This is a genomic window from Burkholderia sp. ZZQ-2, assembly GCF_050768715.1.
Classification (GTDB): Bacteria; Pseudomonadota; Gammaproteobacteria; order Burkholderiales; family Burkholderiaceae; genus Burkholderia; species Burkholderia cepacia.
This window is the reverse complement of record NZ_LDVA01000337.1, coordinates 62,232-84,126: the sequence shown is the minus strand read 5'-3', so window position 1 is coordinate 84,126 and position 21,895 is coordinate 62,232. Positions and strand designations below refer to the sequence as shown.

General features: G+C 67.1%; 17 protein-coding genes. 9 read left to right on the top strand and 8 right to left on the bottom strand.

The genetic code is table 11. The features are described from left to right. The 3 genes from ABY44_RS32215 to ABY44_RS32205 form a co-directional block, all read right to left on the bottom strand. A partial coding sequence (locus ABY44_RS32215) for a methionine ABC transporter ATP-binding protein (protein WP_431643231.1) occupies positions 1-1,073 on the bottom strand: 1,073 nt, incomplete at its 3' end. A gap of 18 nt (positions 1,074-1,091) precedes the next feature. Beyond that, the gene (locus ABY44_RS32210; protein WP_060173959.1) at positions 1,092-2,510 is read right to left on the bottom strand and encodes an LLM class flavin-dependent oxidoreductase; all 1,419 of its coding nucleotides are present in this window, start codon (positions 2,508-2,510) and stop codon (positions 1,092-1,094) included. Between the two features lie 13 nt (positions 2,511-2,523). Beyond that, the gene (locus tag ABY44_RS32205; RefSeq protein WP_021156388.1) at positions 2,524-3,354 is read right to left on the bottom strand and encodes a MetQ/NlpA family ABC transporter substrate-binding protein; all 831 of its coding nucleotides are present in this window, start codon (positions 3,352-3,354) and stop codon (positions 2,524-2,526) included. 422 nt (positions 3,355-3,776) lie between these two features. Here ABY44_RS32205 and ABY44_RS32200 point away from each other — a divergent pair, with 422 nt between their 5' ends. The 5 genes from ABY44_RS32200 to ABY44_RS32180 all read left to right on the top strand — a co-directional run bounded on the left by ABY44_RS32200 (position 3,777) and on the right by ABY44_RS32180 (position 9,977). Next, positions 3,777-5,141, top strand: a complete 1,365-nt coding sequence (locus tag ABY44_RS32200) for a 2-hydroxycarboxylate transporter family protein (RefSeq protein WP_021156390.1) — start codon at positions 3,777-3,779, stop codon at positions 5,139-5,141. Positions 5,142-5,256: 115 nt separating this feature from the next. Beyond that, positions 5,257-7,140, top strand: coding sequence for a sensor histidine kinase (locus ABY44_RS32195; RefSeq protein ID WP_027790481.1), 1,884 nt, complete (start codon positions 5,257-5,259; stop codon positions 7,138-7,140). Continuing rightward, on the top strand, positions 7,130-8,491 hold the full coding sequence (locus tag ABY44_RS32190) for a sigma-54-dependent transcriptional regulator (protein WP_027790480.1): 1,362 nt from the start codon (positions 7,130-7,132) through the stop codon (positions 8,489-8,491). The genes ABY44_RS32195 and ABY44_RS32190 overlap by 11 nt, the downstream gene beginning before the upstream one ends. A gap of 25 nt (positions 8,492-8,516) precedes the next feature. Further along, positions 8,517-8,846 (top strand): DUF3579 domain-containing protein, encoded by a 330-nt coding sequence (locus ABY44_RS32185; RefSeq protein ID WP_027790479.1) that lies wholly within the window; start codon positions 8,517-8,519, stop codon positions 8,844-8,846. Between the two features lie 279 nt (positions 8,847-9,125). Continuing rightward, positions 9,126-9,977 carry an alpha/beta fold hydrolase gene (locus ABY44_RS32180; protein WP_048023420.1) on the top strand — a complete coding sequence of 284 codons (852 nt, stop codon included), beginning with the start codon at positions 9,126-9,128 and terminating at the stop codon, positions 9,975-9,977. Between the two features lie 93 nt (positions 9,978-10,070). Here the strand turns inward: ABY44_RS32180 and ABY44_RS32175 are convergent, their stop codons facing one another. After that, complete coding sequence (locus ABY44_RS32175) at positions 10,071-10,511, bottom strand: PACE efflux transporter (protein ID WP_060173960.1); 441 nt, start codon at positions 10,509-10,511, stop codon at positions 10,071-10,073. A gap of 101 nt (positions 10,512-10,612) precedes the next feature. On the opposite strand from ABY44_RS32175, the gene ABY44_RS32170 reads away from it, so the two are divergent. After that, positions 10,613-11,503: a LysR family transcriptional regulator gene (locus tag ABY44_RS32170; RefSeq protein ID WP_060173961.1), complete on the top strand. Its 891-nt coding sequence runs from the start codon at positions 10,613-10,615 to the stop codon at positions 11,501-11,503. A 157-nt stretch (positions 11,504-11,660) separates the two neighbouring features. On the opposite strand, the gene ABY44_RS32165 is transcribed toward ABY44_RS32170, so the two are convergent. Continuing rightward, a complete protein-coding gene (locus ABY44_RS32165) occupies positions 11,661-12,596 on the bottom strand; it encodes a LysR family transcriptional regulator (RefSeq protein WP_060173962.1) in 936 nt (311 codons plus the stop codon). A gap of 377 nt (positions 12,597-12,973) precedes the next feature. Here ABY44_RS32165 and ABY44_RS32160 point away from each other — a divergent pair, with 377 nt between their 5' ends. Genes ABY44_RS32160 through ABY44_RS32150 form a run of 3 tightly spaced genes read left to right on the top strand, consistent with a single transcriptional unit; the run spans position 12,974 to position 15,792 of the window. Next, positions 12,974-14,410 carry an NAD-dependent succinate-semialdehyde dehydrogenase gene (locus tag ABY44_RS32160; RefSeq protein ID WP_060173963.1) on the top strand — a complete coding sequence of 479 codons (1,437 nt, stop codon included), beginning with the start codon at positions 12,974-12,976 and terminating at the stop codon, positions 14,408-14,410. A 12-nt stretch (positions 14,411-14,422) separates the two neighbouring features. Next, positions 14,423-14,800, top strand: coding sequence for a carboxymuconolactone decarboxylase family protein (locus ABY44_RS32155; RefSeq protein WP_060173964.1), 378 nt, complete (start codon positions 14,423-14,425; stop codon positions 14,798-14,800). Further along, on the top strand, positions 14,797-15,792 hold the full coding sequence (locus ABY44_RS32150) for an NAD(P)H-quinone oxidoreductase (protein WP_060173965.1): 996 nt from the start codon (positions 14,797-14,799) through the stop codon (positions 15,790-15,792). The genes ABY44_RS32155 and ABY44_RS32150 overlap by 4 nt, the downstream gene beginning before the upstream one ends. Before the next feature lie 93 nt (positions 15,793-15,885). Here the strand turns inward: ABY44_RS32150 and opcM are convergent, their stop codons facing one another. The 3 genes from opcM to ceoA are packed head-to-tail and all read right to left on the bottom strand — an operon-like array spanning position 15,886 to position 21,895. Continuing rightward, positions 15,886-17,421: a multidrug efflux transporter outer membrane subunit OpcM gene (opcM, locus tag ABY44_RS32145; protein ID WP_060083767.1), complete on the bottom strand. Its 1,536-nt coding sequence runs from the start codon at positions 17,419-17,421 to the stop codon at positions 15,886-15,888. Between the two features lie 10 nt (positions 17,422-17,431). Then, the gene (ceoB, locus tag ABY44_RS32140; protein ID WP_027790470.1) at positions 17,432-20,632 is read right to left on the bottom strand and encodes a multidrug efflux RND transporter permease subunit CeoB; all 3,201 of its coding nucleotides are present in this window, start codon (positions 20,630-20,632) and stop codon (positions 17,432-17,434) included. Positions 20,633-20,677: 45 nt separating this feature from the next. Beyond that, positions 20,678-21,895: a multidrug efflux RND transporter periplasmic adaptor subunit CeoA gene (gene ceoA, locus ABY44_RS32135; RefSeq protein WP_027790469.1), complete on the bottom strand. Its 1,218-nt coding sequence runs from the start codon at positions 21,893-21,895 to the stop codon at positions 20,678-20,680.

The window sequence follows — 21,895 nt, the reverse complement described above, 5'->3', positions numbered from 1 at the left end:
GGCGCCGCCGCGATCACGAGCCGCCCTTGCGCATGCCCCTGGATGCGCTCGATCCCGCCATGCAGGAAACGCACCGAGCCGCCGAGCGCCGCCGCGAGCGCGCCGACATCCGGCTCGCCGCCGCTCTCGCCCGTATAACGGACGTCGAGCACGACCTGTGCGCCGTCGGGCAGCGCGGCCTGCTCGGGCAGCGGCTGCACGCGCGCGGCCAGTTCGGCCGGCAGGTCGTGCACGAGCGTGCTGAGCAGCGCGCGCGTCGCGCCGTGGCGCGGATCGCCGAACACGCGCCACACGGGGCCCGTTTCGACGACTTCGCCTTGTTCGATCACCGCGACCGTGTCGCACACCGCGCGGATCACTTCCATCTCGTGCGTGATCAGCACGATCGTCAGCCCGAGGCGACGGTTGATGTCGGCGAGCAGCGCGAGGATCGACTGCGTCGTCTCGGGATCGAGCGCCGAGGTCGCCTCGTCGCACAGCAGGACCTCGGGATCGTGCACGAGCGCGCGGGCAATGCCGACGCGCTGCTTCTGCCCGCCCGACAGGCTGGCCGGATACGCGTCGCGTTTCGCGGCGAGCCCGACGAGTTCGAGCAGCGCCTCGACCTTGCGCACGCGCTCGGCCTTCGGCACGCCGGCAATCTTCAGCGGCAGCGCGACGTTCTCGAACACCGTCTTCGCGGACAGCAGGTTGAAATGCTGGAACACCATGCCGGTGCGACGCCGCAGCGCGACGAGCCCGTCCTCGTCGAGCGCGCCGACGTCGACGCCCTGCACGCGCACGCGGCCCGAGCTCGGCCGCTCGAGCCCGTTCACGAGCCGCAGCAGCGTCGACTTCCCCGCGCCGCTGCGGCCGATGATCCCGAACACCTCGCCGCGCCGCACGTCGAGCGTCACGTCGCGCAGCGCGGCGGCCTGGCCGCGCGGCGTCGCGAACACCTTGCCGACCTGCTCCAGCGACACGGCGGCGCCACCGGCGGCCGCCGCGGCCGCCGCGTCATGCGGGCCGGCAACGGTGCCGGCACGCGCGGCCGATGCATCGACGAAACCCAGCGTATCGAACAATTGCGTCATCGCTTCGCTCCGTCACGTTCAGGCATGCGCGGGATGCGCGGGTTCGGATGCCGGCACGGCAGCCGGCCGGTGCTGCGCGCCCGTGTGCCACGCGGGCAGGCGCGGGCCCGCGCCGAACAGCTTCTCGCGCAGCGTCGGCGCGGGATCGTAGTCTTCCTTGTAGACGCCGCGGTTCTGCAACTCGGGCACGACCCAGTCGACGAAATCCTCGAACGACTCGGGCATCACGGTGCGCGTCAGGTTGAAACCGTCGATGCCCGTCTCGTCGATCCACGACTGCAGTTCGTCCGCGACCTGCGACGGCGAGCCGACGATCGGCGCATACCGGCCGCCGAGCGACATCTGTTCGAGCATCCGCCGCACGGTCCACGTGCCGGTCGTGCTCTTGCGCGAGATCGCGTCGACGGCCGACTGGATCGAGTCGGTCTGCACGTACGAGATCGGTTCGTCGAGGCCGTACTTCGCGAAGTCGATGCCGGTCGAACTCGCGAAATGCGCGAGGCCGGCTTCCGGGCTCGCGTAGCGCCGGTATTCGTCGAACTTCTCGCGCGCGAGAAGTTCGGTCTCGGCCGTCACGACGCTCACGCCGGCAAAGATCCTGATCGACGCCGGATCGCGCCCCTGCCGCGCGGCAGCCGCACGGATGTCGAGCGCCGCCGCACGCGCTGCGGCCTTGCTCTGCCCGTTCACGAACACGCATTCGGCGTGACGGCCCGCGAACTCGACGCCGCGCGCGGACGAACCGGCCTGGTACAGCACCGGCGTGCGCTGCAGCGACGGCTCGCTCAGGTGGATCGCATCGATCGAATAGAACGGCCCGTCGTGCTTCACGCGCCGCACCTTGCCCGGCTGCGCGAACACGCGCGCCTGCGCATCGCGGATCACCGCGTCGTCGTCCCAGCTCTGCTCCCACAGCTTGTAGACGACGTCCATGTAGTCGTCCGCGCGCTCGTAGCGGTCGTCGTGGCCGATCTGCTGCGCGAGGCCCATCCCGCGTGCGGCACTGTCGAGATAACCGGTGACGATGTTCCAGCCCACGCGCCCCTTCGTCAGGTGATCGAGCGTCGACATGCGGCGCGCGAACAGGTAAGGCGGCTCGTAGGTCAGGTTCGCGGTCACGCCGAAGCCGAGATGCCGCGTGACCTGCGCCATCGCGGGCACCAGCAGCAGCGGATCGTTGACGGGCACCTGCACCGATTCGCGCAGCGCGGCATCGGGGCCGCCGCCGAACACGTCGTACACGCCGACGATGTCCGCGAGGAAGATCCCGTCGAACTTGCCGCGTTCGAGCGTTTTCGCGAGGTCGGCCCAGTAGTCGAGATCGGTGTAGTGTGCGGAGCGGTCGCGCGGATGCGTCCACAGCCCATGGTTGATGTGCCCGACGCAGTTCATGTTGAACGCGTTGAGCAGGATCTTCTTGCGGTTCGCCGTCGTCATGTGAGCGCCTCCGTCACCACGCGATCGCGTACAGCGAGCCGAACGCGTTGTCGAGTGCACGGCGCACGGCCGGCGACTGCTGATAGATCGCGATGAACTTGCGGATGCGCGGATCGTTCACGCTGTCCGGCCGCACGACCCACTGGATCGCGAAGATCTTGTTCTCGGTGCCGTCGAACAGCAGCGCGCTGTTCGGGTCGGTCGTGCCGGCGAGCTTGATGAAGCTCGGGTAGCCCTGCGCGAGATCGACGTCGTCGAGCGAACGCGCGAGTTGCGACGCCTCGAGCGGGATGATCTTCAGGTGCTTCGGGTTCGACACGATGTCGTGCGTCGTCGCACGGTAGTCGGCGCCCGGCTTCAGCTTGATGAGCCCCGCGCGCTGCAGCAGCAGCAACCCGCGCCCGCCGTTCACCGGATCGTTCGCGATCGCGACCTTCGCGCCGTCCTTCAGCTCGCTGAAGCTTTTCACCTTCTTCGAATAGAGGCCGATCTTCATGATCGTGCCGGGCGCGATCGACACGAAGTTGTAGCCGCCCTGCTTGTTCGCGTTCTCGAGGAACGGGATGTGCTGGAAGTAGTTGACGTCGATGTCCTTGTTCGCGAGCGCCGCGTTCGGCGTATTCCAGTCGGTGAATTCGACGATCCGCACGTCGAGCCCCTGCGCCTTCGCCTCCTTGGCGGCAACCTTCAGCGCCTCGATCTGCGGGCTCGTCGAAATGCCGACCTTCAGCGGCGCGGTGTCGGCCCGCGCACCATTGAGCAGTGCGACGCCGAGCAGGGCGGCGGCCAGCAGGCGCGCGACGCGGCCGGCGGAAAGACGGGCGGAAAAAACGGCATGCAGCATGGGAACCACTCTCCTGTCCAAAGACGGTATCGACGGATGAGCGACGCCGCGGCGAACGCGCGGGCGTTCTCCGGACAAGGGTCAAGCACGTCGGAAAAGGATCAGCCGATGATAGAGAGCGGAGCGGGGACGGTCTACGAAGCGATTGTGCGAAGAAAATCGCGCGCGGCGATATGGGCGGCGGCCACGCAGGATCGGCGGCCCGACCGGGCGCCCGGCCGAAATCTCGGCCTGGACGCCGGGCGAATTCCGAAATCTCGGCCAGCCGGCCGGGCCGCCATTTCCGCAGACGAAACAAATCCCTTATGAATCAATGGATTAAAAATATTCCGGCAGGCTGCATTTCTGGCATGGGGGTTGCGTAATAGACGGCACACGATGCCGCGAAGCGATGCAGGCATTCCAACATCAGGAGACACGTCTTGCAGACCTCTATCCATACCCCGTCCCATCCGGAGCCGGTTTCCAACGCCGTCGCCGCCCCGCGCGAGCGCTTCTGGCCGGAAGGCTGGTGGAAGCTGATGGAAATCCGCATCGGCATCATCCCGCTGCCCGTCTATTTCATCCTGCTTGCGCTGATCGTCGGCTTCTCGGTCACCGGCAAGGTGCCCGGCGAGATCTCGATGGCGATCGCGGTGCTCGCGTTCTTCGGCTTCACCTGTGCGGAACTGGGCAAGCGCCTGCCGCTCCTGCGCAACATCGGCGCCGCCGCAATCTTCGCGACCTTCGTGCCGTCGGCGCTCACGTACTACCACGTGCTGCCGAAGCCGGTGCTGAACCTGACGGTCGAATTCACGAAGTCGACCAACTTCCTGTACCTGTTCATCGCGTCGATCATCGTCGGCAGCATCCTGAGCATGGACCGGCGCGTGCTGATCCAGGGCTTCGTGAAGATCTTCATCCCGCTCGCGGCCGGCTCGGTCGCGGCCGCGATCGTCGGCACGGCGGTGGGTACCGCGCTCGGCCTCGGCGCGCGCCACACGCTGCTGTACATCGTCGTGCCGATCATGGCGGGCGGCGTCGGCGAAGGCGCGATTCCGCTGTCGATCGGCTATTCGGAACTGATGCACCTGCCGCAAGGCGAGATGTTCGCGATGGTGCTGCCGCCGGTGATGCTCGGCAGCCTGACCGCGATCATCCTGTCGGGCGCGCTCGACATGCTCGGCAAGCGCTTCCCGCACCTGACCGGCAACGGCCGCCTGCAGGTCGGCGAATCGGGCGACATGACGCCCGAGAACGAGGAAATCCGCGGCCACGTCGACGTCTCGCACATCGCGGGCGCCGGCATCACGGCGATCACGCTGTACCTGGTCGGCCTGATGGCGCACAAGCTGTTCGGCCTGCCCGCGCCGGTCGCGATGCTGTTCCTCGCGGTGCTCGTGAAGCTTGCGCGCGCGGTGTCGCCGCCGCTGCAGGAAGGCGCGTTCGTCGTCTACAAGTTCTTCTCGACCGCCGTCACGTACCCGCTGCTGTTCGCGATCGGCGTCGCGATGACGCCGTGGGACAAGCTGACCGCCGCGTTCACGATCGTCAACGTGGTCACGATCGTGTCGACCGTCGCGACGCTGATGGGCACCGGTTTCGTGGTCGGCCGCCTGATGAAGATGTACCCTATCGACACCGCAATCGTGAACGCCTGCCACAGCGGGCAAGGCGGCACCGGCGACGTCGCGATCCTCACGGCCGCGAACCGGATGCAGCTGATGCCGTTCGCGCAGATCGCGACCCGCATCGGCGGCGCGATCGTCGTCACGGTCACGCTGATCCTGATCGCACACTTCGGATGACGCGCCGCCGCGCGCTCCGTCGCGCAGGCCGCTTCGCACGCGCCGCCGCCGGCCTTGCCGGCGCGCGGCGCGCGTCGTTCGGGGCGTCGCTCCGGGCGGCCGGTTGCGGGCTTCGATGAGGGCGAACGTGCAGAAGAGCTTCAAGGGAATCCCGTGGTGGGGCTGGGCATCGGCCGGCGTGCTGTACGTGTGCGTGGCGGCCGCGGCCGTCGATTTCGCGTGGGAACGCGCGATCGACGCGCTCGAGGAAACCGGCGCGCACCGGCTCGACCTGTATGCATCGAGCCTGAAGAGCGAACTCGGCCGCTTCGAGATCCTGCCCGGCCTGGTCGCGCGGCAGGACCGCGTGCGCGCGATGCTGAAAGCCGCGCCGCACGATGCCCCCGAGCTCGTGCACACGGTCGACACGTACCTCGAAGCCGTGAACCGCGACGCGGGCAGCGGCGCGGTCGACGTGATCGACCTGCAGGGCGACGTGATCGCCGCCAGCAACTGGAACGAGACGCTCAGCTTCGTCGGCACCAACGTGTCGTACCGGCCGTATTTCAAGGACGCGCTCGCGCGCGGCAGCGGCCGCTTCTTCGGCATCGGCACCAATACCGGCGTGCCGGGCGTCTACTTCGCGAGCGCGGTGCGCGACGACGGCGTGCCGATCGGCGTCGCCGCCGTGAAGATCAGCGTCGATCCGCTCGAATCGGCGTGGCGCGCGCCGGGCGTCGCCGCGATGGTCGTCGACGGTAACGGCGTGGTCGTGATCTCGACCGAACCCGCGTGGAAATTCACCGCGCTGCGCCCGATCACCGCGCAGCAGCAGCGCGACATCCAGGCGTCGCGACAGTACGCGGGCCGCACCGTCGACGCGCTGCCGTACCGCCGCATCGGCGACCGCAGCGCGGCCGCATGGTTCGGCACCTTCCCCGATCCGCGCCACGCCGGCCGCACCACACGCTATCTCGTGATGTCGCGCCCCGCGCCGCAGGCCGGCGATTCGCTGATGGTGCTGCTCGACATCGCGGGGGCGCGGCGCCAGCAGCAGACGGCCTTCGTGTTCGTCACCGGCGCGTTCCTGATCGCCGCGCTCCTGGCCGGTTACGCGATCCAGCGCCGCCGCGCGATCGTCGCGCGACTGAACGCGCAGGACGCGCTGCGGCGCGCGAACGACCGGCTCGAGCTGACCGTCGCGCAGCGCACGGCCGCGCTGACGGCCGCGAACGAACGGATGCAGCGCGAGATCGTCGAGCGCGAGCGCACCGAGCAGCGGCTGCGCGCGTCGCAGCAGGAAGTCGTGCATGCGGGCAAGCTCGCGGTGCTCGGGCAGATGGCCGCCGGCCTCACGCACGAGCTGAACCAGCCGCTCGTCGCGATCCGCACGCTGTGCGACAACGCGCGCACGTTCTTCGAGCGCGGCCAGCCGGCGCCGGCGCTCGCCAATCTCGAACGGATCGGCAAGCTCGTCGACAGCATGGCCGTGCTCACCGGCGAGCTGAAGACCTTCGCGCGCAAGCCCGACGTCGAGCGCGTCGCGGTCTCGCTGAACGAGGCCGTCGCACATGCGCGGCTCATCTACGATGCGCGGATCCGCGACGAAGGCGTGCAACTCGACGTGCATATCGCGCCCGGCACCGCCGTGTCGGCCGAATCGAGCCAGTTGCAGCAGGTGATCGTGAATCTTCTCGGCAACGCGCTCGACGCGGTCCGCGACGCGCCCGTGCGCCGCATCGTCATCGAGGCCACCGGGCCGGACGAAGCCGGCCGTGTGCGCGTCACGGTCGCCGACAGCGGCGCGGGCATCGCGCCCGAGGTGCTGCCGCACCTGTTCGAGCCGTTCGTCACGACCAAGCCGCGCGGCCAGGGCCTCGGGCTCGGCCTCGCGATCACGTCGCGCATCGTCGAGGCGTTCGGCGCGAAGATCGCCGCGACGAACCGCGACGAAGGCGGCGCGCAGTTCAGTATCGAATTCGCGGCGGCAACGCTGCAAAGGACAGAGCATGGAAGATGAGATTCGGGTGCTGGTCGTCGAGGACGATGAAAACGTCCGGATCGGCGTCGAGCAGGCGGTGGCGCTTGCCGGCTTCGCGGTCGATGCCTTCGCGTCGGCCGCCGACGCGCTTCATCACGTTGCGCCCGGCGCGCCGGTCGTGATCGTGTCGGACGTGCGGATGCCGGGCATCGACGGGCTGCAGCTGCTCGATCGCGTGATGGCCATCGACGCGCAGATTCCCGTCGTGCTGATCAGCGGCCACGCCGATATCTCGACGGCCGTCGGCGCGATGCAGGTCGGCGCGTACGACTTCATCGAGAAGCCGTTCTCGTCGGACGTGATCGCGGGGCGCGTCGCGCGCGCGGTCGAGAAGCGCCGCCTGACGCTCGAGGTGCAGGGCCTGCGCGCGGCGCTGAACAACTGGCAGGGCATCGAGGCGTTCGTGCTCGGCAAGTCGCCTGCGATGGCCGACGTGCGCAAGAAGATCCTGCGCCTCGCCGATACGTCGGTGTCGGTGCTGATCACCGGCGAAACGGGCACCGGCAAGGAACTGATCGCGCGCAGCCTGCACGACTTCGGCGGCCGGCGCGACGCGCATTTCGTCGCGCTGAACTGCGGCGGCCTGCCCGAGCAGGTCTTCGAAAGCGAACTGTTCGGCCACGAGGCCGGCGCGTTCACGGGTGCGATCAAGAAGCGCATCGGCAAGATCGAATGGGCGGACGGCGGCACGCTGTTCCTCGACGAGATCGAGACGATGCCGGTTCCGCTGCAGGTCAAGATGCTGCGCGTGCTGCAGGAGCGCGTGGTCGAGCGGCTCGGCGCGAACGAGCTGATTCCGGTGGACTGCCGCGTGGTCGCCGCGTCGAAGGCCGATCTTGCCGAATTGGCGGCCGACGGCCGCTTCCGCGCCGACCTTTTGTATCGCCTCAACGTCGCGCAGATCGAGCTGCCGCCGCTGCGCGAGCGGCGCGAAGACGTGCCGCTGCTGTTCGAGCATTTCGTGCTCGCGGCCGCACGGCGCTTCGGGCAGCCGGCGCCGGTCGTCACGGCCGCGCAGGTATCCGAACTGATGACGCACGCATGGCCCGGCAACGTGCGCGAGCTGCAGAACGTGGCCGACCGCTTCGTGCTCGGGCTGACCGGCGACAGCCTGCTGTCGTCCGGCGGCACGCCGGCCGCGGGCGGCACGCTCGCGGAGCAGCTCGCGTATTTCGAGCGGATGCTGATCGAGGACATGCTGCAGCGTCACAACGGCAACGTCGCGGAGGCCAGCGAAGCGCTCGGCATGCCGAAGAAGACGCTCTATCACAAGCTGCGCAACCTGCGGATTCCCGCGCGCGGCGACGCGGCGGCCGATGGCGGCGAATGACGCGAACGAGGACACGCACGACAGCATGGATCGCATCGACATCACCGAACACGGCCGCGTCGCCGGCCACCTGATCCGCGGCGTCACGCGCGCGCAGAAAACCTTCCGCCCGAGCGACTGGCCCGAGCGCCTCGCGGGCGTCATCACGCTGTTCGTCGGCGAGCGGCGGCCCGGCTATCCGTGCGCGCTGTCGCGGCTCGCGATGCCGGTCGTCGACCGCGGCGTCAAATGCCTGTTCGTGTCTGACGAATTGCGCACCGTATGCGCGGACGCCTTCGACTTCGCGATGCAGTTCGCGGCCGACAACGACCTCCCCGTCGAACTTCAGACCGCGCCCGCGCTGGCGGTGCGCTGAAACGCGGGCCGCGTTCGCGGCGCGCGTCCTTCCCGATTCCCCGTTTTCCTGGTTGCGGTGCACGGGTGCGCAGGCCGTCGCACGCGCCTTTCCGGGCCTGTCCGGCTTCACGGCCAATCGTTAGACGATTGAAAGCATCGGCACCCATCCCCTTCCGACAAGGGTTTGCGGCCGAGCCATCAAAAAAATTGATCGTCACGATGAAAATTATGCGTTTTCCTTGCAGGTTGCCGTGATGCATAGTTGCGTCGTGTTGACGCACCTTTGAGTCTTTCAGTCATGAACATGCGAATCGAGCCGTCCGTGCTCGCGAACCCCGACCTGCAATTTGCGACGCTTTCGTCAGGCATCAGCCTGCCGTATGTCGAGCGGGGCAGCGGCGCGCCGATGGTGTTCGTGCACGGCTCGCTGTGCGACTACCGCTACTGGGATCCGCAGCTCGCGTCGCTGTCGGCCCACTACCGCTGCATCGCGCCGAGCCTCAGCCATTACTGGCCGGCCGTCGAAGCGGGCATCCAGGACGAGTTCAGCTGGCAGAACCACGTCGACGAGCTCGCCGAGTTCATCGACGCGCTCGATCTCGGCCCCGTGCATCTGGTCGGCCACTCGCGCGGCGGCAGCGTCGCGTTCAACGTCGCGCGCCAGCATCCGCAACTCGTCGAATCGCTGACGCTCGCCGATCCGGGCGGCCCGCTGCAACAGCCGGGCGTGCGCGAAGCCGCGCTGCCGGCCGCCGCGATCGCGCTGCGCACGAAGGCCGTAAGCCTGATCGGGCAAGGCGACGTCGAAGCGGGCCTCGAGATGTTCGTCGATTCCGTGAGCCTGCCCGGCGCGTGGAAGAAAAGCACGTCGCGTTTCCGCACGATGGCGATCGACAACGCAAGCACGCTGCCGAAGCAGTTGCGCGACCCGCTGCCCGCATACTCGCAGCACACGGCCGGCGACATCGCGTGCCGCACGCTGCTGATCGACGGCCAGCGCAGCCCGAAGATGTTCCGCCACAACGTCGATACGCTGACGCAGTGGATCGGCAATGCGCAACGGCAGACCGTCGCCGGCGCATCGCACGGGATGAACGCGGCGAGCCCCGCCGTGTTCAACCGTTACGTGCACGAGTTCGTCGCCGCGTAACGCGAGCGGGCGGCATGCGCGCCGCCCGGCCTTCCCCTCTCCTGCGGAAGCGAAACGGCGCGGGCAATCCGCATCGTTTCACATCCCCCTGCATCACGCAGCCGATGCCGCCTTGCGCGTCACCGCATCCGGCAACCCGAACACGCTGTCGAACGCCCAGTTGTACGTGAACGTGAAGATCGGGAAGAACACGATCAGCACCGCGTCGTACAGGAACGCCTGCCATAACGACACGTCGAGCCACCACGCGATCAACGGAATCAGGAACGTCACGAGCGCGACCTGAAACCCGATCGCATGCGCGACACGTCGCCCGACGGTGCGCGTCGTTTCGGTGCGCCGCCGCTCCCACGCCTCGAACCCAAGGTTGTACAGAAAATTGACGGTGACGCCCGTCGTCGAGATCATCACGCCGAGCAGGCCGCTCGTCGCCGCGCTCGCGCCGCTCAGCATGCCGAGCACCGACGACGCGACGAGGATGCCGAGCACCTCGAACATCACGACGTAGACTATGCGTCTCTTCCATCCTTGCATGACCGACCACCTTCGTTTCGAACAAGGTGGCGAGACTACAGCGGACACTTCGTCCGTAAAAGTCAGGTCCTTTCAATTTTTCTGACAGGAGGCGGCCGACCATGCTGACCAGCGATCACATCGACATGCTGCTGACCGTCATCGACGAAGGCTCGTTCTCGGCGGCCGCGCGTGCGCTCGGCCGCACGCCGTCGGCGGTCAGCATGGCGATCGCGAACCTCGAGGCCGAACTCGACCTCGTGCTGTTCGACCGCGGCACGCGCGAGCCGACGCCGACCGCCGCGATGGCCGCGCTGCTGCCCGACGCGCGCGCGATCGCCGAACGGCTGCATGCGCTGCGTGCGCATGCGCAGCACTTGTCGGAGGGTGTCGAGGACACGCTGCGACTCGGGCTCGCGGCCGAAATCGACGGTGCGCCGATTGCGCGCGCGCTGGCCGCCGTCGCCGCGAAATATCCGGCGCTCGCGGTCAGCGTCGTCACCGCACCGCAGGATGCGATCGTCGACGCGCTGCATCGCGGGGCCGTCGATCTTTGCGTCGCGTACGGCGGGCTCGATCTTCATCCGCAGGAACAGATTCACGCGCTGTGGACCGAGACGCTGATCGCGGTCGCCGCGCCCGGCCATCCGGCGATTGCCGAAGCCGCGCATCCGGAGGCGATCGAGCGCTTGTCGGGGTTTCGGCAGATCGTGATCGCCGATCCGGAGCGGCCGCTCACCGACGTGCGGCCGCTTATCGGCAACCGCACGTGGAAGGTGACCGACATGGCGACCGCGATCGCGCTCGTGAAGGCCGGTCATGGCTGGGCGAACTTGCCGGAATCGATCATCGACCGGTATGTGGCGGACGGCGAACTCGCACCGCTCGTCTTCGCGAACATTCGCAACGGGCTGCCGCTGCCTGTGTATCTGCGGCGGCCGAAACATACGGGGCTCGGCAAGGCCGCCGGGGAACTCTTGCGGGCACTGCGGGCTGAAGACAGTCCGCATTGAGCGGTGCGGCGATGGCGTCGCCACACCGTCCGTCAACGCCGGACGACTTGACCGTTAGTTGCAGTCACTGGACCACCGCCGCGCGCGTTCGGCGCCGGAAACGCGTTCCCGGTCGGTCATCGCTCGACCTGCCCGACCATGCCGGCCGTGAGGCGGGTCATACGACCGTGATGGCGAGCTCCTCCGCATACGCCTCCAACCGGTCGCCTACCCGCAACTTAAGGACATCGATGAACCGTTTGATCTTCGCGTCGACGAACTGACGGGACGAATACACCGCATAGACGTTGCGCTGGGCGGTGTGGAATTCAGGCAGCACGCGAACGAGCGATCCTTTACGCAAATCGTCGATTGCCGAGAAGGCGGCGATCAGCCCGATCCCCGCGCCCTCGCGCAGTACCGTGGACATCGCATCCATGTCGTTGACGCTGAAGTGCGATCCCGCCGGACGATACACCGCCTCGCCGGCCCTGCCTTGCAGACGCCATTCGTCGGGCGCGTAATCGACCGTGCTCAGGAGCACACATGTGTGGTCGACGAGGTCTTCCACGCACGCGGGAGCCGGACGATGCGCCAGATACTCGGGCGACGCCGCCAGAATGCAATGGCTGACGCCGATCTTCTGGCTCACATACGCCGAGTCCGGCAGCGTGCGCGCAATCACGATCGCCACGTCGAGTTGCTCTTCGAGCAGGTTCGGCATCCGCTGCGACAGCATGAGATCGACCGATACCTCCGGGTATGCGTTCCGATAGGCAAGCACGGCTTGCGAAACGAGTTGACGGCCTAATCCTGGCACCGCATGCACGCGCAACACGCCGCGCGGCTCCAGCAGCGCATCGCGCGCTTCCGCTTCTGCCCGTTCGATGTCCGAGAGGATCGCAATGCTGCGCTCGTAAAAACGTCGCCCCGCATCGGTGACGACGAGCCGTCGCGTCGAGCGCTGCAGCAACCGCGTGTTGAGATTGTCCTCGAGTACCGAGACCGCTCGGGAAATGTTGCCGACCGTCGTATCGAGGTGGTTTGCGACAGCCGTGAAACTGCCCATCTCGACCACCTTCGCAAACACCGACATGGTGTGAACCTTGTCCATTACGCACCCTGGTTTTGAATTGATCGCCGAATCGCTGCGTTTCGGCCCGCGCGAGCCTGTTGATCATAGGGCCCGCGCCTGCTTCGTGCAGTCAGCGCGCAATCCCCTGTCGTTTTCGCGCATCCTTTCAATGCGCTTTCATGCTGGTGCGGGATTTTCCCTCCCGAGACAAGATTCATTCTTTCCGGCCCCTCTAAGTTGCCGCCCGCTTCACGCCTAGACTGGGTCCCGAAGTCAGGCAATCAGAACGCGGAAGTATCGAACCCGAGCTCGGCCCGCCACGGCGAATCGTCCAGATACGGCGTGGCGCAGGTTCCCCTGTCCGGCTCGTGGCGAACACATATCGAATCGCAATCCTAACCATAAAGGCTAATACCATGGACATCAGTTACGACGCGCTTCATCTTTTCATCAACGGCGAATGGATCGGTACGAGCGAACGCGAAACGGCGCCGGTGATCAACCCCGCCACGCAAATCGAGATCGGGCGCGTCCCGCTGGCGACGGCAGCCGATCTGGATCGCGCCCTGCAGGCCACCGCACCGGCTTTTGACGTCTGGCGCAACACCGTGCCTGCCGAACGCGCGCGCATTCTGAAGCGTGCGGCGGAACTGATGCGCGAGCGCGCCGAGCACATCGCGACCGTCATGACGCTCGAGGAAGGCAAACCACTGGCAGAAAGCCGCGACGAAGTCCTGCGTGCCGCCGACTATTTCGAATGGTTCGCCGAAGAGGCTCGTCGCATCGACGGCCGCGTGGTGCCATCCAACCGCCCGGGCGTGCAACAGCTCGTGAAAAAACAGGCGATCGGGCCCGTCGCCGCATTCACGCCTTGGAATTTTCCCGCGATCACCCCGGCGCGCAAGCTCTCCGCCGCACTCGCCGCCGGATGCAGCGTCATCATCAAACCCGGCGAGGAAAGCCCCGCAACGGCGCTCGCGCTGGCACGTGCACTGGACGACGCCGGTTTGCCGAAGGGCGTGCTTCAAGTCGTATTCGGCGTGCCCGACCAGGTGTCGAAGCATCTGATCGCTTCCCCGGTCATCCGGAAGGTGACGTTCACGGGCTCGGTACCGATCGGCCGCCTGCTGTCGGCGCGTGCCGCCGAAGGCGTCAAACCCATCACGCTGGAGCTGGGCGGCCACGGGCCCGTCCTCGTATTCAACGACGCGGATGTCGAGAAGGCCGCGGTCGACGGTGCGGCGAACCGCTTTCGCGGTACGGGCCAGGTCTGCATCTCGTCGACGCGCTTCCTGATCCAGCGCGAAGTCTACGACGCGTTCGTCGGGCACTTCGTGCGCGCCACCCAGGCCCTCAAGGTCGGGAATGGCATGGATGCCGGCACGCAGGTCGGGCCGCTGGCCAATCCGCGCCAGCTTGCCAAGATGGAAGAACTCATCGCCGATGCGGTGGAACGTGGCGCAAGGGTCCTCGCCGGCGGAAAGCGCATCGAGGGCGAAGGATATTTCTTCGAACCCACGGTCCTCGCCGACGTACCGAAGGACGCGCGCGTGATGCATGAAGAACCGTTCGGCCCGATCGCGGTGCTGATGCGCTTCGATGCTCTCGCCGACGGGCTCGCCGAAGCGAACCGGTTGCCGTACGGGCTCTCCGCCTATGCGTTCACGCGCAGCGCGCGCACGGCCATTGATGTCGCGGACGGTCTCGAAGCCGGGATGATCGGCATCAACCAGTACCGCATCGTGTCGACCGAACTGCCGTTCGGCGGCATGAAGGAAAGCGGCCACGGCTCGGAAGGCGGCACCGAGGGCATCGAGTACTACCTCACGCACAAGTTCATCAGCCAGGCTTGAAGGAGTATCGCCATGTCTCATACGCATTTCGACAGTCCGCGCGAGGCTGCGCGGGCCTTCACGCCGACGCTCTCGGCATTCGTCGACGACACGCTCTATCCGCGCATCTGGAGCGATCCGTCGCTCGCGCCGCGCGACCGCAGCCTCGTGACCATCGCCGCCCTGATCGCGGGGGGCCATCTCGACGAGTTGCCGGCGCACCTGCGGCGCGCGTTGACGAACGGCGTCACCCGCGAAGAGCTCTCCGCGGCAATTACTCACCTTGCGTTCTACGCCGGGTTTCCCGCAGCGATTTCCGCTTCCGCCGTGGCGCAGGCAACGCTGGGCGCACAACCTCGGCCCGACGATCTCGCCGGTCATTCAGCTCCGGCACAGGAAGGTGTGAAATGAAAGCCATCACGTTCAAGGAATTCGGCGAGGCCGAGGTTCTCCAATTGGCCGAAGTCCCGGCACCCGAGGTTCGCCCCGACGATCTACTGGTACGCGTTCATGCCGCAGGCGTGAATCGCGCGGATCTGACACATCGGCGAGGCGGATACGGCCGGCCCAATTTCGGCGACTCCACCCTCATGGGGCTCGAAATCGCCGGCGAGGTGATCGAGACGGGCAGCGCCGTGCAGGGCTACAAGGTGGGTGATCGTGTAATGGGCGTCGTGGGCGGCGGGGCCTATGCGGAACTGGCGCGCATCGACTGGAGAATGGCGATGCCCATTCCGGCAACGATCGACTACGTGCACGCGGCTGCCATACCGGAAGTTTTCGTCACTGCGCACGAAGCGTTGTTGCATCTGGGCCGCTTGCAACGCGGCGATTCGGTGCTGATTCACGCAGCGGCGGGCGGGGTGGGTTCCGCGGCGGTCCAGCTCGCCTACGCGACCGGCGCGACGATATTCGCGACCGCCGAAGCGTCGAAACTGGAACGGATCGTTCAACTCGGCGTGGACCATGCGATCGACTACAAGGCGCAGGATTTTTCGGAAGTCGTCGCAAGCAGGACAGGCAAACGCGGTGTCGACGTCGTCATCGACTTCGTGGGCGCACCGTATTTTTCGCGGAATGTCGCGTCATTGGCAAACGGCGGCCGGCTGGTGCAGGTCGGCATACTCGGCGGCGGCGGTGACGTGAGCGTTGCGCTCGATCAGATCCTGTACCGTCATCTGCAAATCATCGGCACGGTGATGAAGTCGCGCGACCCGCGCGAGAAACACGCGATGGTTCGGCGATTTCGCGAACATTGGCTGGACCGCTTTGCGGGAGGCGCGGGTCTCGAACCGGTCGTCGACAGCGTGTTTCCTCTCGCCGATGCCGCGGCGGCTCATCGACGGATGGAGTCGGCCGCAAACGTAGGCAAGATCATCCTGACGATGAGCGAAAACGCCTGACGCCATAAAAAACCCCGGCATGCAGACCTGAGCCTGCATGCCGGGGTTCTTCGCTTCACTGCCGGCGAGCGACGAATCGCCCGCGGTTCGCACTCAACGCGCGGCGACTTCCGCCTTGACGGACGCCGCATCGCCGACCGCCGTCGGCGCGGGCCCCCATCCGCCGCCGAGCGCGCGGATCAGGTTGACGGTCGACACGGCCTGCGCGCCGGTGAGCTGGTTCGCCTGCAGTTGCGACTGCAGCACCGAGCGCTCGCTGTCGATGACGTCGAGATAGGCGACTTCACCTTCCTGATACTGCGTGCGCGACAACGTCGCCGCGCGCCGCGACGCATTGACGGCCGCATCCTGCGCGCGGATCTGGTCGTCGAGCAGGCGCAGGTCGGCGAGATTGTCCTCGACCTCGCGGAACGCGACGAGCACCTGCTGCCGGTAGTTCGCGACCTGCTCGTCGTACTGCGCGCGCGCCTGCTGCACGCCTGCCGCACGGCGTCCGCCGTCGAACAGCGGCAGCGTCAGCGCGGTGCCCGCGAACGGCCCGAGCAGGAACGTGCGGCTCGACCACAGGAACAGGTTGCCGAGCGTCGACGCCTCATAGCCGAACGCCCCCGTGATGTCGAGCTTCGGGAAATATGCCGACTTCGCGAGGCCGATCCGCGCGTTCGCGGCCGCCATCGCGCGCTCGGCCGCCGACACGTCCGGACGGCGTTCGAGCAGCGCGGACGGCAGGCCCGGCGGCACCTTCACCGCGACCGGCACGATCGGCGTTTCCTTGAACGCGAAATCCGCGGGCGCCTTGCCGAGCAGGATCGCGAGCGCATGCTCGGATGCCGCGCGCCGGCGCGCGACGCCGACCGCATCGGCCTGCGCGCTGGCCAGTTCGTTCTTCGCGCGCGACACGTCGAGCTCGCTGATGTCGCCTTCGTTGAAGCGGCGCTGCACGAGCTGCAGTGCCTGCTCGCGCAACTCCACCGTGCGGCGGTACAGGTCCTGGTCGGAATCGAGCTGGCGCAGTTCGAAGTAGTTCTGCGCGACGTCCGCCTGCAGCGCGAGCTGCACCGAACGGAACAGCGCTTCGCTCTGCGCCTGGTCGGCACGCGACGCCTCGACGTTGCGGCCGACACGGCCGAACAGGTCGGCTTCGTAGGACACCGTACCCTGCGCGCGCCACAGCGTCGCATTGGTCGGGCCCGTGCCCTGTGGCTGGAACTGCGACGCCGACGACAGCCCTTCGCGCGTCGGCCCGAACCCGGCGCCGACCTGCGGGAACCATTGCGAGCGCGCCGAACGCGTCGCCGCGCGCGCTTCCTCGACCCGCGCCGCCGCGGCTTTCAGGTTCTGGTTCGCGGCGAGCGCCTGGGTCTCGAGCGAGTCGAGCACCGGATCGCCGAACACCTTCCACCATTCGCCGCGATGTTCGCCGTCCGCCGGCTCGGCCGTCTTCCAGGTGCCGGCCTGCTCGCCGGCGGCGAGCGCCGGCGCTTCCTTGAACGCGGCGGGCACCGCCGCATCCGGGCGCTTGTAGTCGGGGCCCACCGCGCACGCGGCGAGCAGCGTCGCGAGCAGGGTGCTCGCGGCCGCCACCTTCGCGAAGCGCATCAGGCCGTTCGTGTTGTGCATGTTGTCCATCTTTTTATCCTCAAGCATCCGAAGCCGGTACGCCCTGGGCCGGCACGCCGTAGCCGGACGAATCCTTGCCGGCGACGTGGATCTTGCCGCCTGCCAGCGTACGCAACACGACGTAGAACACCGGTGTCAGCATCAGCCCGAACAGCGTCACGCCCAGCATCCCGAAGAACACCGCGACACCCATCGCATGGCGCATTTCCGAACCGGCCCCCGTCGACGTGACGAGCGGCACGACGCCCATGATGAACGCGATCGACGTCATCAGAATCGGGCGCAGCCGCAGCCGGCTCGCCTCGATCGCGGCCTCGAGCGGCGTCCTGCCGTCGTGTTCGAGCTCTCGTGCGAATTCGACGATCAGGATCGCGTTCTTCGCCGACAGCCCCACCAGCACCATCAAGCCGATCTGCGTGAAGATGTTGTTGTCGCCCTGCGTGAGCCACACGCCCGTCAGCGCCGACAGAATGCTCATCGGCACGATCAGGATCACCGCGAGCGGCAGCGTCAGGCTTTCATACAGCGCGGCGAGCACGAGGAACACGAGCAGCACGCTGATCGGGAACACATACATCGCCGAATCGCCGGCAAGGATCTGCTGGTACGTGAGGTCGGTCCACTCGAACCGCACGCCGCGCGGCAGCGTTTCATGCGCGATGCGCTCGATCGCGGCCTGCGCCTGACCCGACGAGAAGCCCGGCGCCGGGCCGCCGTTGATGTCGGCCGCCGTGTAGCCGTTGTAGCGCACGACCATTTCGGGGCCGAACGTCGGCGTCACCGTGACGAGCGACGACAGCGGCACCATCTCGCCCTTGTCGTTGCGCGTCTTCAACTGCAGGATGTCGTCCGCACGCTGGCGGAACGGCGCATCGGCCTGCACGCGCACCTGGTACACGCGCCCGAAGCGGTTGAAGTCGTTCACGTACAGCGAGCCGAGATACACCTGCATCGTGTTGAACACGTCGGTCACCGGCACGCCGAGCTGCTTCGCCTTCACGCGGTCGAGATCGACGTTGAGCTGCGGCACGTTGATCTGGTAGCTCGTGAACAACGGGCCGAGTTCCGGCGCCTGCTGCGCGCGCTTGATGAAGTCGTTGGTCGCATCCGCGAGCCGCGCATAGCCGACCGCACCGCGATCCTCGATCTGCATCTTGAACCCGCCGAGCGTGCCGAGGCCGAGCACCGGCGGCGGCGGGAACACCGCGACGAACGAGTCCTTCATCGCGCTGTACTGCTGGTTCAGCGCACCGGCGATCGCGCCCGCCGACAGCGCCTTGCCATGCCGTTCCGAGAACGGCTTCAGCGTGACGAACACGATGCCCGCGCTCGAGCTGTTCGTGAAGCCGTTCACCGACAGACCCGGGAACGCGACCGCACTCTCGACGCCCGGCTGCTTCAGCGCGATCGAGCCCATGTCGCGGATCACCTTCTCGGTGCGGTCGAGCGATGCGCCGTTCGGCAGCTGCGCGAATGCGATCAGGTATTCCTTGTCCTGCGCGGGCACGAAGCCGCCCGGCACGACCTTCGACACCAGCACGGTCGCGCCCACGAGCACGAGGTACACGCCGAGCATCAGGGTCTTGCGCGACAGCACGCCGCGCACGCCGCGGCCGTAGTTCTCCGCGCCGCGATGGAACACCTTGTTGAAGCCGCGGAAGAAGCCGCCGAGCACGCGGTTCATCACGCGCGTGAGCCAGTCCTCCTTGTCACCATGACCCTTCAGCAGGATCGCGGACAGCGCCGGCGACAGCGTCAGCGAGTTGAACGCCGAGATCACCGTCGAGATCGCGATGGTCATCGCGAACTGCTTGTAGAACTGGCCGGTCAGGCCCGACATGAACGCGAGCGGCACGAACACGGCGACGAGCGTCAGCGCGATCGCGATGATCGGCCCGCTCACTTCCTGCATCGCCTTGTAGGTCGCCTGCCGCGCGTTCATCCCGCTTTCGATGTTGCGCTCGACGTTCTCGACCACCACGATCGCATCGTCGACCACGATCCCGATCGCGAGCACCATCCCGAACAATGACAGCGCATTGATCGAATACCCGAATGCGAGCAGCAGCGAGAACGTGCCGATGATCGACACCGGCACCGCGATCAGCGGAATCAGCGACGCGCGCCAGGTCTGCAGGAACACGATCACGACGATCACGACCAGCGCGATTGCTTCGAGCAGCGTATGCACGACGGCCTTGATCGACGAACGCACGAACTGCGTCGGGTCATAGACGATCTTGTAGTCGACGCCCGCCGGCATGTCCTGCTTCAGCTCGGCCATCGTCTTGCGCACTTCGTCCGAGATCTGCAGCGAGTTCGCACCGGGCGACTGGTTGATCGCCATCGCGACGGCCGGCTTGTTGTCGAGCAGCGAGCGCAGCCCGTATTCGGATGCGTCGAGCTCGATCCGCGCGATGTCGCGCAGGTGCGTGACGCCGCCGTCCGGCGTGGTCTTCACGACGATGTCGCCGAACTCGTCTTCCGTCTGCAGACGGCCGCGCGCGTTCACCGACAACTGCAGCGGCGTGCCGGGCAGTGACGGCGACGCGCCGATCACGCCGGCCGCGACCTGCACGTTCTGCTCGCGGATCGCCTGCACGACGTCCTCGGCCGACAGCCCGCGCTGCGCGACCTTCTGCGGATCGAGCCACACGCGCATCGCGTAGTCGCCCGAACCCCACAGCTGCACCTGGCCGACGCCCTGGATCCGCGACAGGCGATCCTTCACGTTGATCAGCGCGTAGTTGCGCAGGTAGGTCATGTCGTAGCGGTTGTCCGGCGAGATCAGGTGGACCACCATCGTCAGCGTCGGCGAGCTCTTCACCGTCGTGATGCCGAGCCGCTGCACGTCTTCCGGCAGGCGCGGAAGTGCCTGGTTCACGCGGTTCTGCACGAGCTGCGTGGCCTTGTCCGGATCGGTGCCCAGCTTGAACGTGACGGTGATCGTCATGTTGCCGTCGCTGTTCGCCTGCGACTGCATGTAGAGCATGTCCTCGACGCCGTTGATCTGTTCTTCAAGCGGCGACGCGACCGTCTCGGCGATCACTTTCGGGTTCGCGCCCGGATACTGCGCCTTCACGATCACGGAAGGCGGCACGACTTCCGGATATTCCGAGATCGGCAGCAGGAACATCGCGATCACCCCGCCGAGCAGGATGATCACCGATAGGACTCCTGCGAAGATCGGCCGGTCGATAAAGAATTTTGAAATGTTCATGTGTGGCTCTGTCTGGTTGAACGCGGATGCGAAGCGGCGGGCCGCTTACGAATCCGCCTTCGCCGGGGCGGCCGGCTTCGCGTTGTCCGCCAGCGGCGCGGACGGCGCGTCACCGCCCGTCATCGGGACCATGTGCGGCTTCACCTGTTCGCCGGGGCGCACGCGCTGCGTGCCGTTCACGACCACGCGATCGCCTGCCGCGAGGCCGCTCACGATCACGCGCCGGTTGCCGTGCTGCAGCCCCTGCTGCACCTCGCGGTACGACACGCGGCCCTGCTGGTCGACGACGAACACGAACTTCTTGTCCTGGTCGGTGTTGATCGCCGCGTCGTCGACGAGCAATGCCTCGTGCGGCGCGCTGCCGCCCACCTTCACGCGTGCGTACAGGCCCGGGACGAGCGCACCGTCCGCATTGTCGAAGCGTGCGCGCACGCGGATCGTGCCCGACGACGTGTCGAGCCGGTTGTCGACCGAGTCGATCTCGCCGCTGCGCGAGTAGCCGGTTTCGTTCGCGAGGCCGAGCTCGACCGGCACCTTGCGGCCGTTGCGCGCGCCGTTGATGTATTGCAGGTAGGTCTGTTCGTCTGCGTCGAACGATGCGTAGATCGGCGACACCGACACCAGCGTGGTGAGCGGCGCGGCCGACGCACCGGCCGACACGACGTTGCCGAGCGTGATTTCCGCACGCGACACGCGGCCCGACACCGGCGCGGTGATCCGCGTATAGCCGAGGTTGATGCGCGCCGTTTCGAGCGCAGCTTCGGCGGCCTTCAGGTTCGCGGCCGCTTCGCGCGCCGCATTCTGCTTCTCGTCGTAATCGCGCTTCGCGATCGCGTTGTCGCCGATCAGCCGCTGTGCGCGCTGCCAGTCGGTCTGCGCGTAACCGTTGCGCGCTTGCGCGGCCGCGAGCTGCGCGGCCGCGCGATCGGTTTCGGCCTGGTACGGGCGCGGGTCGATCACGAACAGCACGTCGCCCTTCTTCACGAGCGCGCCGTCCTTGAAGTTCACCGCGACGATCGTGCCCGACACCTGCGGGCGCACGTCGACTTTCTCGACCGCCTCGAGGCGGCCCGAATAACTCTGCCAGTCGGTGACGGTCTGCGGCACGACGGTCGCGACGTCGACTTCGGGCAGCGGTGCAGCCGCTTTCTCGGGTGCGTTCGCGTTCACGCGCATCGCGCCGAACGTTCCGAGGCCGACGACGGCAAGCGTCACGATCGCCGCTGTCGCGATTCGGGAACGGGAGGTGCGTAGGATGGCCAT